Source organism: Azohydromonas lata (assembly GCF_034427735.1).
Lineage (GTDB): Bacteria > Pseudomonadota > Gammaproteobacteria > Burkholderiales > Burkholderiaceae_C > Azohydromonas > Azohydromonas lata.
Genome location: NZ_JAXOJX010000006.1, coordinates 100,907 through 115,772 on the forward strand (window position 1 = coordinate 100,907; position 14,866 = coordinate 115,772).

General features: G+C 68.6%; 11 protein-coding genes. 1 reads left to right on the forward strand and 10 read right to left on the reverse strand.

Going from position 1 to position 14,866, the window contains the following annotated elements:
- Positions 1-909: 909 nt before the first annotated feature.
- From SM757_RS06265 to SM757_RS06285, 5 genes are all read right to left on the reverse strand, one after another.
- A complete protein-coding gene (locus SM757_RS06265; protein WP_322464800.1) occupies positions 910-3,621 on the reverse strand; it encodes a CoA-binding protein in 2,712 nt (903 codons plus the stop codon).
- A 21-nt stretch (positions 3,622-3,642) separates the two neighbouring features.
- Positions 3,643-4,923, reverse strand: coding sequence for an ATP-grasp domain-containing protein (locus tag SM757_RS06270; protein WP_322464801.1), 1,281 nt, complete (start codon positions 4,921-4,923; stop codon positions 3,643-3,645).
- Positions 4,924-5,365: 442 nt separating this feature from the next.
- Positions 5,366-6,448: a porin gene (locus SM757_RS06275; RefSeq protein ID WP_066343466.1), complete on the reverse strand. Its 1,083-nt coding sequence runs from the start codon at positions 6,446-6,448 to the stop codon at positions 5,366-5,368.
- Positions 6,449-6,498: 50 nt separating this feature from the next.
- A complete protein-coding gene (modA, locus tag SM757_RS06280) occupies positions 6,499-7,284 on the reverse strand; it encodes a molybdate ABC transporter substrate-binding protein (protein WP_066343464.1) in 786 nt (261 codons plus the stop codon).
- A gap of 276 nt (positions 7,285-7,560) precedes the next feature.
- Positions 7,561-8,544, reverse strand: a complete 984-nt coding sequence (locus SM757_RS06285) for a Bug family tripartite tricarboxylate transporter substrate binding protein (protein ID WP_322464802.1) — start codon at positions 8,542-8,544, stop codon at positions 7,561-7,563.
- An 86-nt stretch (positions 8,545-8,630) separates the two neighbouring features.
- On the opposite strand from SM757_RS06285, the gene SM757_RS06290 reads away from it, so the two are divergent.
- The gene (locus SM757_RS06290; protein ID WP_322464803.1) at positions 8,631-9,560 is read left to right on the forward strand and encodes a LysR family transcriptional regulator; all 930 of its coding nucleotides are present in this window, start codon (positions 8,631-8,633) and stop codon (positions 9,558-9,560) included.
- Here the strand turns inward: SM757_RS06290 and SM757_RS06295 are convergent.
- The 5 genes from SM757_RS06295 to tcuA all read right to left on the reverse strand — a co-directional run bounded on the left by SM757_RS06295 (position 9,546) and on the right by tcuA (position 14,469).
- Complete coding sequence (locus tag SM757_RS06295) at positions 9,546-10,130, reverse strand: chromate transporter (protein ID WP_066343142.1); 585 nt, start codon at positions 10,128-10,130, stop codon at positions 9,546-9,548. The genes SM757_RS06290 and SM757_RS06295 overlap by 15 nt on opposite strands.
- Position 10,131: 1 nt before the next feature.
- On the reverse strand, positions 10,132-10,737 hold the full coding sequence (locus SM757_RS06300; protein WP_322464804.1) for a chromate transporter: 606 nt from the start codon (positions 10,735-10,737) through the stop codon (positions 10,132-10,134).
- Positions 10,734-11,720 (reverse strand): Bug family tripartite tricarboxylate transporter substrate binding protein, encoded by a 987-nt coding sequence (locus SM757_RS06305; protein WP_322464805.1) that lies wholly within the window; start codon positions 11,718-11,720, stop codon positions 10,734-10,736. Before SM757_RS06305 ends, SM757_RS06300 begins: the two co-directional genes overlap by 4 nt.
- A gap of 159 nt (positions 11,721-11,879) precedes the next feature.
- A complete protein-coding gene (gene tcuB / locus SM757_RS06310) occupies positions 11,880-13,052 on the reverse strand; it encodes a tricarballylate utilization 4Fe-4S protein TcuB (RefSeq protein WP_322464806.1) in 1,173 nt (390 codons plus the stop codon).
- Complete coding sequence (gene tcuA / locus SM757_RS06315; protein WP_322464807.1) at positions 13,039-14,469, reverse strand: FAD-dependent tricarballylate dehydrogenase TcuA; 1,431 nt, start codon at positions 14,467-14,469, stop codon at positions 13,039-13,041. The genes tcuB and tcuA overlap by 14 nt, the downstream gene beginning before the upstream one ends.
- Between the last annotated feature and the right edge of the window lie 397 nt (positions 14,470-14,866).

Sequence of the window (14,866 nt, forward strand, 5' to 3'; positions counted from 1 at the left end):
TCGTGTTATGGTCAACGCTAGATTTCAGCGGCCGGGAAAAGCGCAGCTTTTGCTGGTCCGCTGCAAAGTCGGGTTGAGAGCAGCCCAGTAAAAATTTGGCCGCCTAGTCTAAGCCGACCGAAGAGGCCACCCGGCCCTGCGCTGATTTTCGTAGCGCCGCCTGTGAGAAATGCCAGCCGGGCAACCTGCCGTGAGCGATATGTCACGCGCGCCGCCCCCGAGAATACCGCGCTGCAGTTCCTTTGACGCGCCTAACGTTAATTGACCCGCTTAATAACAAAACGCCGATGCGGCCTAAGCAACTTCAAGCCGTAATCATCCTCTGACCGCATTGTCTCGACGAGTTAGCCGATTCGTTCTTCATCCCGGGTCTGCCAGGAGTGCGATAGGCCGTCTAAAAAAAGCACCGGATGGCCATTGCTGGTGCCATGAACGTCGCCGAACCATAGAATTTCTCCATCGCCAAGTTCACCACTGAATAAGTAAATCCAGGCCTCGGGCTTGACGAAAATCAGCCCGCACCGCCCGGCCTGCGTACGGACCCACGGCTACGCCACCAGTCAGTACGTCATTCTTTTCCTTGAAAAGCGCCATGCCAAGAAAATCGACGCGGAAAAAATCACGGAATCCTTTCCTTGGCTCCACCTAGGGCGACAGGTTTGAGCCGCTGCGCAGAAACAGGGCGGGGCAACGCCGTCTGCCCGCGGGCCCGAGATTGCGCGTGAAAGAGCTGGAATTTGATTGCCGCGGTATCGCCGCGCACCCGTGAAATGGCAACGCGGCCCATGCCGGGCCGCGCCACTGCTGCCGCGCCAGGCACGGCAATGGATCGATCACCGCCGGCCAAGGCTATGACTTGGCCGGCAGCGTGGAATGGTGCTCACCACGGGGCCATCACGGCTCCGCCCCTCACAACACATGCCCGCAAGCCGCCTCCGGCGTCCGCGTATCCATATTCCTCCCGCGGTTCAGATGGTCATCAATCTCCGCAGCCGCCCCAATCATCCGCCCGTACAAAAACACGGTGAACGCCGCGTTCTCCAGGTCGCGCACGCTCAGCGTCCCGGCCTGGTAATCGCTCCACAGCATCCCCAGCAGCAGCGCGGCAATCACGGCGTCCACGTTCACGCAGAACACGTAGGGCGTGGCGCCCACGTCGTACAGCGCCTGCGCCAGCTCGCGGTAGAAGGCGTGGAAGACGTTGTAGCGGCCGTGCTCCTGCATGTACTGCGCGATGAAGCGCTCGCGCGGATCGACGTTCACCGGCTTGCCCTTGAACACCGGGTGGTGCACGCCGGGCAGGGCGCGCAGCTCCTGCCCCGCCTCCTTGGCCGCGCGCTTCTCCACCTTGTAGGCCTTGGCGAACGCGGTGGCCATGGCTTTCAAATCCAGCCCGTGGTTGGGATCGGACGGGTCCTTCAGCTTGCAGCCCTTGAACTGCTCCAGCAGGAAGGCCATGCCCTCGAAGCCGTTGCCGCCGTGGCTGTAGCCGGTGTGGGTGAGGAAGCCGACCATGGCCTTGTTGATCTGCACGCGCTGGGGCGTCTGCGGGCCGTCGGCCGACACCGCGCCCTTGGCACCCTGCGCCGAGATGGAGCCCGGGCCGTTGGACACCAGCAGGCCAATGAGCATCTGCAGCGGCAGCGCCTGCTCGGCCGTGGGCTTGCGCCCGCTGATGGCCAGGGCGCACAGGTCGGCCATGGTCCAGCTGCCGTAGCGCTCGGCCTGCGAGATGCCCGCCAGCGACCCCCACTGGTGCTTCTCGGCCGGAATGGTGGAGCCCACCATCACGCCGTAAAGCCGCAAGTACCACGGCAGCGTCTCGGCCGTGAGGCGGCTGATGCGCTTGCGCAGCAGCGGGCCCCAGGCAATGGTCACGGAGATGGCGGCCAGGATGGCGTCGCGCGACAACGCGATGTCCTGCGCCAGCAGGAAGTCCAGGAAGACGGACTTCACCTTGCGCTTGCGCACGGCCTGCAGCATGGCCTTGGGGTGCGTGTCCTTGGCCTCATCCGCGCGCTGCGTGAACAGGGCACGCTGGGCTTCGTCCAGCTTGAGGCGCGAGCAGTCAAAACCTTCCTGGCTGCCGTCCTTCAGGCCCGAGCCCAGGAACAGCTCGATGAGCGTGCGCGTGCAGGCCAGGGCGCGCTCCACGCGCTTGGGGCCGACGATGGCCGCCGCCGTGGCCATGATGGCGTTGGGCGCGTTGCCCGCGTCGCGCGCGGCCTGCGCGGCAATCAATACCGGGTCGCCCACCAGGTTGACCTCGGCGGCCACGGCGATGTCCAGCAGCGCGCGCTCGTTGGGCCCCGCCACCTCGTGCACCAGCGGCAGCGCGAACACGGCCTGCAGCGGCTGCAGCGCCAGCTCCAGCACCGGGTGTCCGTGCACCGAGGTCACCTGCGTGGCCGGGTCCATCTGCGAGGCGCCGGACTTGTCCTTCATGTTCTGCCGCGCCACGACCGCGCCCACCTGGCGGCTCAGCGCCTCGATCTGCGCCGCGTAGGGTTCCGGCGCAGGCACGGGCGGCAGCGCCAGCTCGGCCGGCAGCTTCAGGCCCTGGTCGTTGGCCATCCAAGGCTTCAGGCTCAGGCTGCCGCGCGGCGGGAAGTCGGGCTTGGCGCCGCTGAGTGCCATCACGGCCGTGAGCGCCGCCGGGATGTGGGCGATGTTGGTGACCACCGCGCCCTTGCGCGACACCACCGGGTTCTCCGGCGTGAACAGCGCGTCCACGCCCAGCGACTCCATGAACCAGCGCTCCTTGTCCTGCGCGCTGTCGCCGGAGCCGGCCATGGCGCCGGCGTGGCCCACGGCGCGCGTGAGCTTGGACTTCCAGCGTCCGACCACGCAGGCCACCACGGGCTTGCCGAAGTCCAGGGCGTGCTCGTAGTAGCCGCCGGGCTCGGCGTAGAGCACCGCGGCGCGCGAGCGGCCGTCGTTGCGGAAGGCGTGCGCGAAGTCGCGCGCCGCGTAGTGGATGTAGACGTCCTTGCCCGACGACACGAGGGTGGTCGTGCCCCAGCCCTCGCTGGCCAGGTACTGGGCGATGGTGGTGGTGAAGCCGCCGGAGTTGGAGAAGATGGCCACCGAGCCCTGCAGCAGCGAGTCCTCGGGCAAATCGCCGCCCAGCGCGCCGCCGATGCGCACGCGGTTCCAGGAGTCGGCCACGCCCAGGCAGTTGCCGCCGATGATGTCCACGCCCGCCTGCTGGGCCATGGCGCGTATCTCGCGCGCGTCGTGCACGGCAATCTTCTCCGTGACGATCACGATCTTGCGCAGCCCCGGATTGACGCGGATGAGCTCGGCCACGCCGTCGCGCACGCCCGAGGGCGGCAGGTAGACCACGCCGGTGTTGAACTCCAAGCCCGCGTTGAGGCCCTCGCGCACGTTGTTGAAGACGGGGATGTTGCCCGCGGCGGTCTTGAGCACCTGCCCGCCGCGCCCGGGCGAGGTGCCGAACACCACGTTGGCGCCGGAGAAGGCGTGGCTGGTGGGCGTGACCTGGCGCGACTCGCCGCCCAGGATGTTCAAGACGCACACGCGGTCGCCGCGCGTGGCCACGTCGGCCAGGGAGTTGATGCCTACGTAGTAGGGGAAGCTGGAAATGCCTCGTGCATGCATGGTCGTGTCTCCTGGATCTCTTTAGGCGGCGTTCTTGAGGCCCAGTTGGGCAGCGATGGCGGCGCGGCCGCCGGCCTTCATCCAGTCGTCCATGCGCTTGGCGTAGTTCACGACCTCGGAGATCGCGCTGTCGAAGCCGAAGAAGCGGTAGGGCAGGCCCAGCGCCTCGCAGGTGTCGGCCAGGGCTCCGAAGCCGCGCACGAGGTTGGGGCCGCCGCGGCCCACCACCACGTACAGCGGCGTGGGGCCGTGGGTGGCGAAGTGCTCGCGCAGTGCGTCGCCCATGGCGCGCAGCGTCTCGTGGATGTCGGTGTTGTTGGACTTGCCGCCGATGATGAACAGCACGTTGGACTGCGCCAGGAAGTGCCGGTAGCAGATCCTGGCCACCTGCTTCATCTTCTCGTAGGGCGGGTTGCCGCCGAAGTCCGACGAGATGCTCGCCGCCTCGCCCAGCACTTCGGTCACCAGCGAGTTGGCGCCGCCGCCGAAGGTGGGCGCCAGGATGGTGCCGCGCTCGTTGATCACGAACACGTCCGACTGGCCCTGGTGCGTGCGCAGCTCGTTGACTTCCTGCTCGAAGGCGCCCACGTCCGCGGCGAACAGGTGCTGCGGCAGGTTCAGGCGCGCCACGCGCGGGTCGTCGCGGTCGAAACCGCACTTGAAGTCGCAGGCCACGGGCGTGAGCTTGCCGCTGCCGTCCACGCGCATGCGGATCGGGTTGAGCTCCAGCGTCGTCATGCCGTAGTGGTGCATCAGCTCCCACAGCTTGGGCAGGTGCTGCACCAGCGGGGAGATGATCTCCTTCGGCGCGCCGATGTCCGTGAGCGCGTTGGCGACCACGAAGGCCTTGAGGCCCGTGAGCGCGTCGAAGGGCACGGTGGCGATCTCGCTCTTGTCCAGCTCCTCGATGTCCACGCCGCCGCGGTGCGTGAGCGTCATGGTCGGGGCGCGGTAGCGGGTGTCGTCGGTGATGGCGAAGTACACCTCGTGCTCGGCGGGCACGCCGCCCTCGAAGGTCACGCCGTTGGCCTTGGCCGTGGCGTTGCCGTGGCGGTGCTCGGCGAAGTACAGGCGTTCCTTCTCGGCCAGCGCGGTACGCAGGTCGGTGGCGCGGCCGATGAGGCCGGACTTGCCCTTCTTGCCCACGCCGCCCTTGAACAGCGGCTTGATGAACACCTGGCCGTGGCGGCGGATGAGGGCCTGGATCTCATCTTCCGAGGCGTCGGGGCCTAGAACCTCCGCGGCCGGAAAATCGACGTGGCGCAATAACTGCGCGCCGTAAAGCATGCCGGTGATTTGCATGAAATCTCCTTCAAAGGGTGAGGCAAGGCAGCACGGCAACCAATGCCGCACAGGTTTTTGAAAGTCACGAAAATCAGGTGTTCACGGCGGCAGGATATTGAAACCAATACTTGGTCAATAACTGTTCAATACCTGGCCATCCCGCTCGCAAAAGCGCGAATCGGAATCTGGAATCTGGAATCTCGCACCGCGCCGGGAACTGCAGTGCGTTTACTTAAGTATTCCGGCGGGCGCTGTCAGTCTGCTGTCAGCTTGCCTAGGGTTAGTACCCGGTGCGGGGCTGAATTGCTACCAAATATGAATCCGGCCGTCCATGAAAAAGGCGCCCTGTTTGGGCGCCTTGGGAGCAATTTGGCAAGCGCTGGTGGCGGCCGGTGTTTTGATATTGAGCGGGCTTGGACGCGGTTTCGGGTTGCATTTTCAAGCCCGCCCTGGTTGCCCGTCAGAAATTGTGGCGCATGCCGAATTCCACGCCGCGCGAGGAGCCGCCCGCTGCCAAGCCGCTGGCGCCGCCGGAAATGGCGTAGGCCAGCGCGCCGCTGTTGGAGATGTGCGAGAGCGTGCCGTACAGCGCCGTGCGCTTGGAGAGGTTGTGCACGTAGCCCAGGCCGAGCTGGCGGGCGTGGTTGTCGTCCAGCGACGCGGCGCCCACGCTGCCGGAGAAGCTCACGCGCTGCAGCGAGGCCTTGATTTCGCCGTTGCCCACCGGAATCCAGGCGCCCAGCAGCACGTTGTTCTGGCGGGCGTCGGCCTGCTCGAAGCGGCGCAGGGCCAGCGACACGCGCACCATGCCGAAGTCGTAGAGCGCGGCGATCACGCGGTCGTCGAAGTGGCCCGCGGTGGTGAGGTTGTTCTCGGTGCGGGTGAGGGCGCCTGAGACCACCAGCGGCCCGGCCGCATAGCCCAGCCGCGCGCCCTTGACCTTGTGCTGGCCATTGGCGGCGGTGCCGTTTTCGTCCGACGCCCACATCAGGCCGCCTTCCAGGCCCCCCCAGCCGGCAGGCATCAGCCACTGCACGGCGTTGCTGGTGCGCGTGGTCGTGTTGGGCGAGGCGCCGAAGGACGACTTGATGGGGCCGACCGGCGTGGCGGACACGAAGTTGGCCGAGGCCGCCACCCCCACGTGGCTGAACGGGTCGAAGCGCACCCAGTTGGTGTAGCTGGGCACGTAGTCGCGGCCCAGGCGCAGCTCGCCGGCCTGCTTGCTGGCCAGGCTCAGCGTTGCGCGCCGGTCGAACAGGGTGTTGGCGGTGGTGTTGGCACCGGTGTCCAGCGCCACGCCGCTTTCCAGGTGGAAGCCGGCGCTCAGGCCGCCGCCCAAGTCCTCGGTGCCGCGGAAGATGAAGCGGCTGGTGGCGTTGGAGCCGCTGACCAGCGAGGTGACGCCGCCCAGATCCTCGTTGCGCACGTGGCGCACGGCCGAGTCGGCAATGCCGCTGAGCGTCACGCCGCTTTGCGCCCAAGCGCCGCCCATGCTCGCGGCGCCCAGCGCCAGGCCCCATGCCGCTTTCGTTTTCTTGTTCATCAATTGTCCCCGGTGATGGCTGTTCTCGTGATGGCGTTGCGCTCAGCGCCTCACTTCGCCACGGGGTCCAGGCCGGTCGCCTTGATGATGGGCGCCGCCGCCGGCGAGGCCAGGAACTTCACGAGTTGCTTGGCCAGCTCAGGCTCCTTGCTGCCCACGGCCAGGCCGGCGGAGAAGAACACCTTTTGCTGCACCTCTTCAGGCAGCGGGCCGACGAACTCGATGTCCTTGAAGGGCAGCAGCTCGCTCACCTGCTGGAAGCCCACGTCGGCCTCGCCGCGCGTGAGCACCGTGCCCACGCGCTCGCTCATGATCTTCTTGGACTTGTCCTTGATCTGGTCCCACACGCCCAGCTTGGGGAACAGCTCGTTGGAGAGATAGGTGCCGCTGGCGCTGGCGGAGTAGGCGATGGACTTGGCTTCCAGCACCGTCTTCTTCAGCGCATCGACCGTGGAGATGTCCGGCTTGGGCAGGCCCTTGCGCACCGACAGGCCGATGAGCGAGCGGCCCAGGTCCACGCGGGTGTTGGGAACGACCTTGCCTTCCTTGGCTAGCGCGTCCAGCGCGCCGTCGGCCAGGATGACGATGTCGAACTGCTCGCCGCGCGCCAGGCGGCTGGGGATGGAGTCCTGTGCGTTGCCCATGGAGGCGCCGTAGGCCGTGATGACCTTGTGGCCCGTGGCGGCCTCGAACAGCGGCACCAGTTCCTTGTACGCGGCCGTGAAGCCGCCGGAGCTGACCACGCGGATCTCGCCGGCCATGGCCGAGGCGGCCACGCCCAGCGCGAGACCGGCGACGAGGAAGGCGCGGCGGGATGCTTTGAAAAGGGTGTTCATGGACTTGTCTCCGGGTGTTGTGGTGTTGTTGCTGCGAGAGCAGCTTGTTGCGTGCGCTATGGGGTAGGCGGCAAGAAAAACGGTCGTCATTCCCGCGAAGGCGGGAATCCAGGCGGTCCCCAAGCCGGCCGCGAGCAGGGGCGCGGGAGAACCGACGCCGTCGTGCCTGCAGGACGGCTTACGTTCCGGCGTGGGACCGCCTGGGTCCCCGCCTGCGCGGGGATGACGAAGTAGAGGGCGGGGCCGACCCGCTTGCGGCCGGCGTCAAGGGCCGCCTCAGTCTTCCTTCATCTGCGCCGCCTTGGCGATGGGCGCCAGCCGCGCCTTCTCCGTCGCCAGGAACTTCTTGAAGTCCTCGCGCGAGCCGCCTTGCGGGTCGATGGCCATGGGGATCAGCTTGGCCCGCAGCTCAGGCGATTTAAGCGCCGCGTTCACCGCCGCGTTCATCTTGTCCAGGATGGCGTCCGGCGTGCCCTTGGGGGCGAACACGCCCGACCAGTGGCCGATCACGAGGTCCTTGAAGCCTTGCTCTTCGGCGGTGGGCAGGTCAGGCAGCGCGGCGATGCGGCGGTTCCAGGTCGAGGCGATGGGCTTGAGCTTGTTGCCCTTGATCTGCGGCATCACCACGGGGCTGCCTTCGGAGGTCACGTCCACCTGCTTGCCCACCACGGCGGCCATGCCCTCGGAGCCGCTCTTGTAGGGAACGATCTGCATCTTGGCGCCGGCCTTGAGGTTGAGCATCTCCGCCACGAAGTGCGGCGTGCTGCCCGTGCCGGCGGTCGCGAAGTTCAGGCCCTGGCCGGCTTTGGAGGCGGCGATCAGGCCCTTCAGGTCCTTGATGGGCGAATCGGCCGGCACCACGATCACCGAGGGGCTCACGGCCATCATGACCACGGGGACGAGGTCGTCCTCCTTGTAGGGCATGCGCGACTTGATCATCGCGTTGGTGATCACGCCGGCCGCGGGCGCCAGGAAGGTGTAGCCGTCCGGCGCGGACTTGGCCACGATGTCCGAGCCCAGCAGCGAGCCGGCGCCGGGCTTGTTCTCGATGATGATGGTCTGGCCCAACTGCTTGGAAGCGCCTTCGGCCACCGCGCGCGCCACGATGTCGTTGGCACCGCCCGGGCCGAAGGGCACCACGAAGCGGATCGGCTTCGTCGGCCAGGCCTGCGCCTGGGCCTGGCCGGCCACGCCGGTGAATGCGCAGGCAACCAATGCGGCCAGCGCGGCACGGCGCGGCAGGGAATTCGTCGTGGACATCGCTTTTGTCTCCGGTCTTGATTGATGGATGAATGGTAGGAATCACCCATTGATCTGTGAATTGCATTGTTTTTATGATTCCATGCATGTCACGCATCAATTTCGCCCTGGAAGAGCTGCAGGCTTTCGTGGCCGTGGCCGACCGCTGCAATTTCCGGCTGGCGGCCGAGCACCTGTGCATCTCGCAGCCGGCGCTCAGCCGCCGCATCGACAAGCTGGAAACCGCCCTGGGCCTGCGGCTGCTGGAGCGCACCACGCGGCAGGTGGACCTGACCGAGGGCGGGCGGCACTTCCTGGAGCGGGCGCGGCAGACGCTGGAAGACCTGGAGGACGCCGTGGCGCGCCTGTCGGACAGCGCGCAGGCGCGGCGCGGGCAGGTGACGGTGGCCTGCGTGCCCTCGGTGGCGCAGCACGTGCTGCCGGGCATCCTGCAGCGCTTTGCGCAGCAGCAGCCCAACGTGCGCGTGCGCATCATTGACGACAGTGCCCACCGCGTGCTGGCCGCTGTGGTCAGCGGCGAGGCGGACTTCGGCCTGAATTTCACGGGGGCGCAGGAGCCGGACGTGGAGTTCGACATGCTGGGCCGCGACGACTACGTGCTGGTCATGCCCCAGGGCCACGCGCTGGCCGGCCGCGGGCACGTGGCCTGGGTGGAGCTGGCGGGTCAGAAGATGGTGGCCGTTTCGCGCCAGAGCGCCAACCGGCTGCTGGTGGACCAGGCCCTGGCCCCGCTGGCGCAGCGCCCGCTGTGGTTCTACGAGACGGAGCACGTGGCCGGCGCGCTTGGGCTGGTGGCCGCCGGGCTGGGTTTGGCCGCGCTGCCGCGCCTGTCGGTGCCGCCGCGCCACGAGGCGCTGTGCCGCGTGCCGCTGGTCGATCCGGTGGTCAGCCGCGTGGTGGGGCTGGTCACGCGGCGCGGGCGGCCGCTGTCGCCCACGGCGGCGCTGCTGTGCGAGCAGGTGCGGCTCAGCCGCAAGGCTTTCGAGCCCACGGCCGGCGCTTCAGACCAGGCCTAGCGCGCCCAACACCGCTCCCGCGCCCAACAGCCACAGCAGGTGCACCCGCGTGCGCCACACCAGCAGCGTGACCACGGCGCCCAGCAGCCACAGCCGCCAGTCGGCGTGCCAGTCGCCGCCGGCACGGCCCAGCAGCCAGGCCGTGGACAGCAGCACCCCCACCACGATGGGCCCCATGCCCTGGCGGAAGGCACGCACCACCGGCCGCTCGCGGTGCTTGTGGCCCAGCCGCGCGGCCCAGAGCGTCAGCAGCGAGCTGGGCGCCAGCATGCCCAGGGTGCACACCGCCACGCCCAGCAGCGCCAGCGCCACGCTCCACACGGTGCCCGCGTTTGGGCCGGCGGCGTTCAAGCCCAGTTGCCAGCCCAGCAGCGCCACGAACAGCACGTTGGGGCCGGGCGCCGCCTGCGCCAGCGTGATGGCGGCACTGAACTGCGCGTCGCTCAGCCAGGCCTGGCCGTCCACCAGGTAGCGGTGCAGCTGCGGGGCCAGCGTCACCGCGCCGCCCACGGCCAGCAGCGAAATCGAGAGCTGATGCAGCAGCAGGTGCAGCCAGTCCAGCGCGCTCATGTCACGCTTCCTTGAGCAGCCGCCGCCAGGTCAGGCACCAGGCGGCGCCACCCAAGCCCAGCACGATCACGAACAGCGGCCAGCGCAGCAGCGCCAGCGCGGCAAAGGCCGCGGCGGCGAAGGCCAGCACCAACGTGAAACCCAGCGGATGGCGCCGCAGCCCGGCCAGCAACTTGAGACTCGTGCCGGCGATCAGCCCTGCCGCCACCGCGCCCATGCCGCGCAGCGCGCCCGCCGCCTCGGCGTGGCCGGAAAGGCTGCCGTAGAGCGTGGCCAGCGCGATCAGCAGCGCCAGCGGCAGCACCAGCAGCCCGCCCAGGGCCGTGACGGCGCCGCGCCAGCCGAAGTGCCGGTCGCCGAACATCAGCGCCAGGTTGCACACGTTGGGGCCCGGCATGACCTGGGCCACGGCCCAGTCCTCGATGAAAGCGTCGTTGCTGAGCCAGCCGCGCTTTTCCACCAGCTCGCGCTGCACCACGGCCATCACGCCGCCGAAGCCTTGCAGCGACATCCAGGAGAAGGCCCAGAACAGCTCCAGCAGGCCGCGCGGTGCGGCACCCGCCGTGGTGGCGGTCTCGGTGGCGGCAGGGACGCCCCGTTCGCTCATTGGATGGTGATCTTGCGATCCCGTATCACGCGCCCCCACAGCGCGTGCTCGCGCTCCATGGTCTTGGCCAGCTCATCGCGCGTGCCGGGCTGCGGCGTGAGGCCGTGGTGGTCCAGCTCCTTCACCACGCCGGGGTCCTTGAGCACCTTGTTGAGCTCCACGTTCCAGCGGTCCAGCACCGGCTTGGGCACCTTGGAGGACGCCACGAAGGCGTACCAGTTGGTGGCGCTGTAGCCCGGGTAGCCGGACTCGGCGATGGTGGGCACCTTGGGCAGCGCCGGCAGCCGCTGCGGCCCCGTGCTCGCCAGCGGGATGAGCTTGCCGCTTTCGATGTGCGGCTGCGCCGTGGACAGCGTCGAGTAGTAGGCGGACACGCGCCCGCCGAGCAAGTCCTGCAGCGCCGGCGCGCCGCCCTTGTACGGGATGTGCGTGGTTTCGATCTTGGCCATGTCGTCCAGCAGCTCGCCGCCCAGGTGCGAGGCCGAGCCGGGGCCCGTGGAGGCGTAGTCCAGCTTGCCCGGGTTCTTCTTTGCGTAGGCAACGAAATCCGCAAAAGTCTTGATGCCCAGGCCCGAATGCACCACCAGGACATTGGGGAAATTCACGCCCATGGTGATGGGCGCGAGGTCCTTGAACGGGTCGTAGGGCAGCTTCATCAGGTGCGGCGCGATGGTCAGCGGGCCGACCGAGCCGAACAGGATCACGCTGCCGTCGCTGGGCCCCTGCGCCGCGAACTGGTGCGCGATGTTGCCGCCCGCGCCGGGCTTGTTGTCTATGACCACCGGCACCCCGATGTTCTCGCCGAGCTTCTTGCTGATGATGCGCGCCGCCGTGTCCGCCGCGCCGCCCGCGGCGAAGCCGACCAGCATGGTCACGTTCTTCTTGGGCGGGAAGTCCTGCGCCTGGGCCGTGCTCCAGGCGCTGGCGCTCAGGGTGGCGAGGGCACAGGTGCCGGCCGTGCGCAGCAGTTGGCGTTTGTTCATGCGGTGTCTCCAGTCAGCGGTTTGTTGATCTCTTGGGTCTGCTTCAAGCCCATACTAGAAAGCGGCCATTGATCCGTGAATTGCATTGTTTTCATGGCTTGATGCGCAGCGCACATCAAAGCCGGCCCGCGCGGGTGGCGCGGGCCGGCGTGGTGGACTTCAGTCCGCGCCCAGGCCAATGGGGTTGGGCTGGCGCTTCTCCACCGCATGGCGCAGCAGCGAGGCCGTGCGGTAGATGCCGTGGGCGAACTTGCCGTAGGGCAGCGTGGCGAACAGCGCCAGCACCGCGCCCAGGTGCAGGCACAGCAGCAGCACCAGCGCCGGGGTGCCGCGCGACAGCCACAGGGCCAGGCCGCTGGCGGCGGTGAGGAACAGCAAGGCGATGAAGCCCAGGTCCATGGGCTTTTGCGCGGCGTCGCCGTGCGCCGGGTGGCGGCGCAGGCGCAGCCAGCCCAAGCCGGCCGTGCCCACGCACAGGCTCACGCCGCCCAGCACGCCCAGCAGCTTGGGCAGCGAAGGCAGGTCGTAGGGCGCGGCCCAGCCGAAGGCGTAGTGATAGACCGTCGCCACGCTGGTGGCGGCGAAGCACAGCATGAAGCCGTAGAAGGTGAAGTGGTGGAAGCGGCGGCGCGAGAGGGTGTAGGCGTCGTCCTCGTTGCTGCAGCCCTGGCCGTGGCCGCCGTCCAGGTAGCGCAGGGTCAGCGCGTCGTGCGTGGCCTCGCTGAGGGCGGGCGCGCTGGCCGGCTGGCCGCTGGTGGCCGGCGTCACGTCGCGCCAGAAGCGGCGCACGCCCAGCGCCAGCGCCAGCGCCACGAAGGCGAACACGGGGGCGAAGAGGCTCACCATCAGCCCGTGCGGGAACAGCTCGTAGAAGCTGCCGCCCGCCGCCGGCCCCCACAGCGTGCCCTTGAGCCCAAGCGCCAGGGCGAGGAAGGCCGAGAAGGCCAGCACCAGCGCCAGGGCCAGCGCCAGGCCGTTGCGCTTGTAGAGCGCGCCCAGGGCCGGGGGCCAGGCGTAGTCGGCATAGGTCTGTCCGCGCACCTGGGCCATGGCCTGCGGCACGTTGATGGCGAACTCGTGCGGCGGCGCGTACTGGCAGGCGTGCAGGCAGGCGCCGCAGTTGTGGCAGAGGTTGGCCAGGAAATGGATGTCGGCCTTGCCGAACTCCAGCCGCCGCGTCATGGCGGGGAAGACGGCGCAAAAGCCCTCGCAGTAGCGGCAGGCGTTGCACACCGTCATCTGCCGCGCCACCTCGGACTCGGCGGCGGTGATGACGATCTCGCCCTCGGCCAGCGCGCGGGCGTCGCGGGTCAGTGCCTCAAGCGACTGCATGGTGTTCCTTCCGTTGGGTGTTGCCGGCGGCCTGGGCCGCGCGTGCCGCGTGGGTGCCGGCGATGCGGCCGAAGGCCGTGCCGATGGACATGCCCACGCCGGCGGTGTAGCCCTGGCCCAGCACGTTGCCGGCCATCATTTCGCCCGCGACGAAGAGGTTGTCGCTGGGCACGTTGCCGAAGCGCACGGCGGCCGTCTCGTCGGTGTGCAGGCCCAGGTACGTGAACGTGACGCCCGGGCGCACGGCGTAGGCGTAGAAGGGGCCGGTGTCGATGGGGCGGGCCCAGTGGGTCTTGGGCGGGGAGACGCCCTCGGTGCGGCAGTCGTCCAGGCGGGTGTGGTCGAAGCTGCCGGGCCGGCAGGCGGCGTTGTAGTCCTGCAGCGTGCCCATGAAGGCGTTCACGTCCAGGCCCAGCTTGGCGGCCAGCTCCGGCAGGCTGTTGGCCACGACGCCCGGGAACACCGGCGGCATGAAGCGGCCTATGGCCTTGGCGTCGATGACGGACCAGGCGATCTGCCCGGGCTGCTGCGCCACCAGCCGGCCCCAGATGGCGTAGCGCTTGGGCCAGAAGTCTTCGCCCTCGTCGTAGAAGCGCCGGCCCTCGCGGTTGACCACCACGCCCAGCGACACGCAGTCGATGCGCGTGCAGATGCCGCCGTCGTACAGCGGGGCGCGCGCGTCTATGGCCACCATGTGCGCCTGGGTGGGGTCGCCGATGCGGTCGGCGCCGTGGTCTTCCAGCAGGTGGCGCAGCAGCACGCCCTGGTTGAAGCGCGTGCCGCGGATGAGGAAATTGTCGGCCGGCCACTCGCCGCGCTCGTTGACGCCCCAGGCCTCGCGCAGCCACTCGCGGTTGGACTCGAAGCCCCCGGCGGCCAGCACGCAGGCCTTGGCCGTGATGCGCTCGCTGCCCACCCAGGCAGCGGCGAAGCGGCCCTGGGCGTCGATCTCCAGGCGATTCACCGGCGCCTCGTAGCGCACGCGCACGCCCAGGCGCTCGGCGCTGCGGTAGTAGGCGTTGACCAGCGCCTTGCCCCCGCCCATGAAGAAGGCGTTGGTGCGCGCCACGTGCAGCGCGCCGGAGAGGGGCGGCTGGAAGTGCACGCCGTGGCTGCGCATCCAGTCGCGGCAGGTGGAGGAGGAGCGGATGGTGAGCCGGGCGAGCTTTTCGTTGGTGCGCCCGCCGGTGACCTTGAGCAGGTCCTGCCAGAACTCCTCCTCGGGGTAGGCGTCCACCAGCACGTCCTGCGGCGCGTCGTGCATGCAGCGCAGGTTGCGGGTGTGGGCCGAGTTGCCGCCGCGCCAGGCCCGCGGCGAGGCCTCCAGCAGCAGCACGCTCGCGCCGCCTTCCGCGGCCATCAGGGCCGCGCACAAGGCGGCGTTGCCGCCGCCGATGACCAGCACGTCTGTGTTCATGCAATCCGCCTCGTAAATCAGTTGGGCGAATTGTTCGGTGGCGCGATTGTTTTGGGAAATGCAAAACAGGGCGCGATTGTTGCGACCTGAGCATCAGTGGCGCTGCGGGCGGGCGGCGTCACAAGGTCGAAAACCGCGCTTTTCCTGCGGTGCTTCTCCGTTCTGACGCGGGTCCGCCTGGATTCCCGCCTTCGCGCACTGCTGTCCGGGGAAACCGGCCGTTGGCGTCCCGTGAGCCCAGGCGTTTCGCACCCTCATCCGTCATGCCCGCGAAAGCGGGCATCCACGCCTGCCGGGATGCCGGCACACCAACGCTGGCCCTGGACGATGCCGTTCGAAGGCCATACCTCGGTGTTCGTGGATGCCCGCTTTCGCGGGCATGACGATGTAGAGGGCC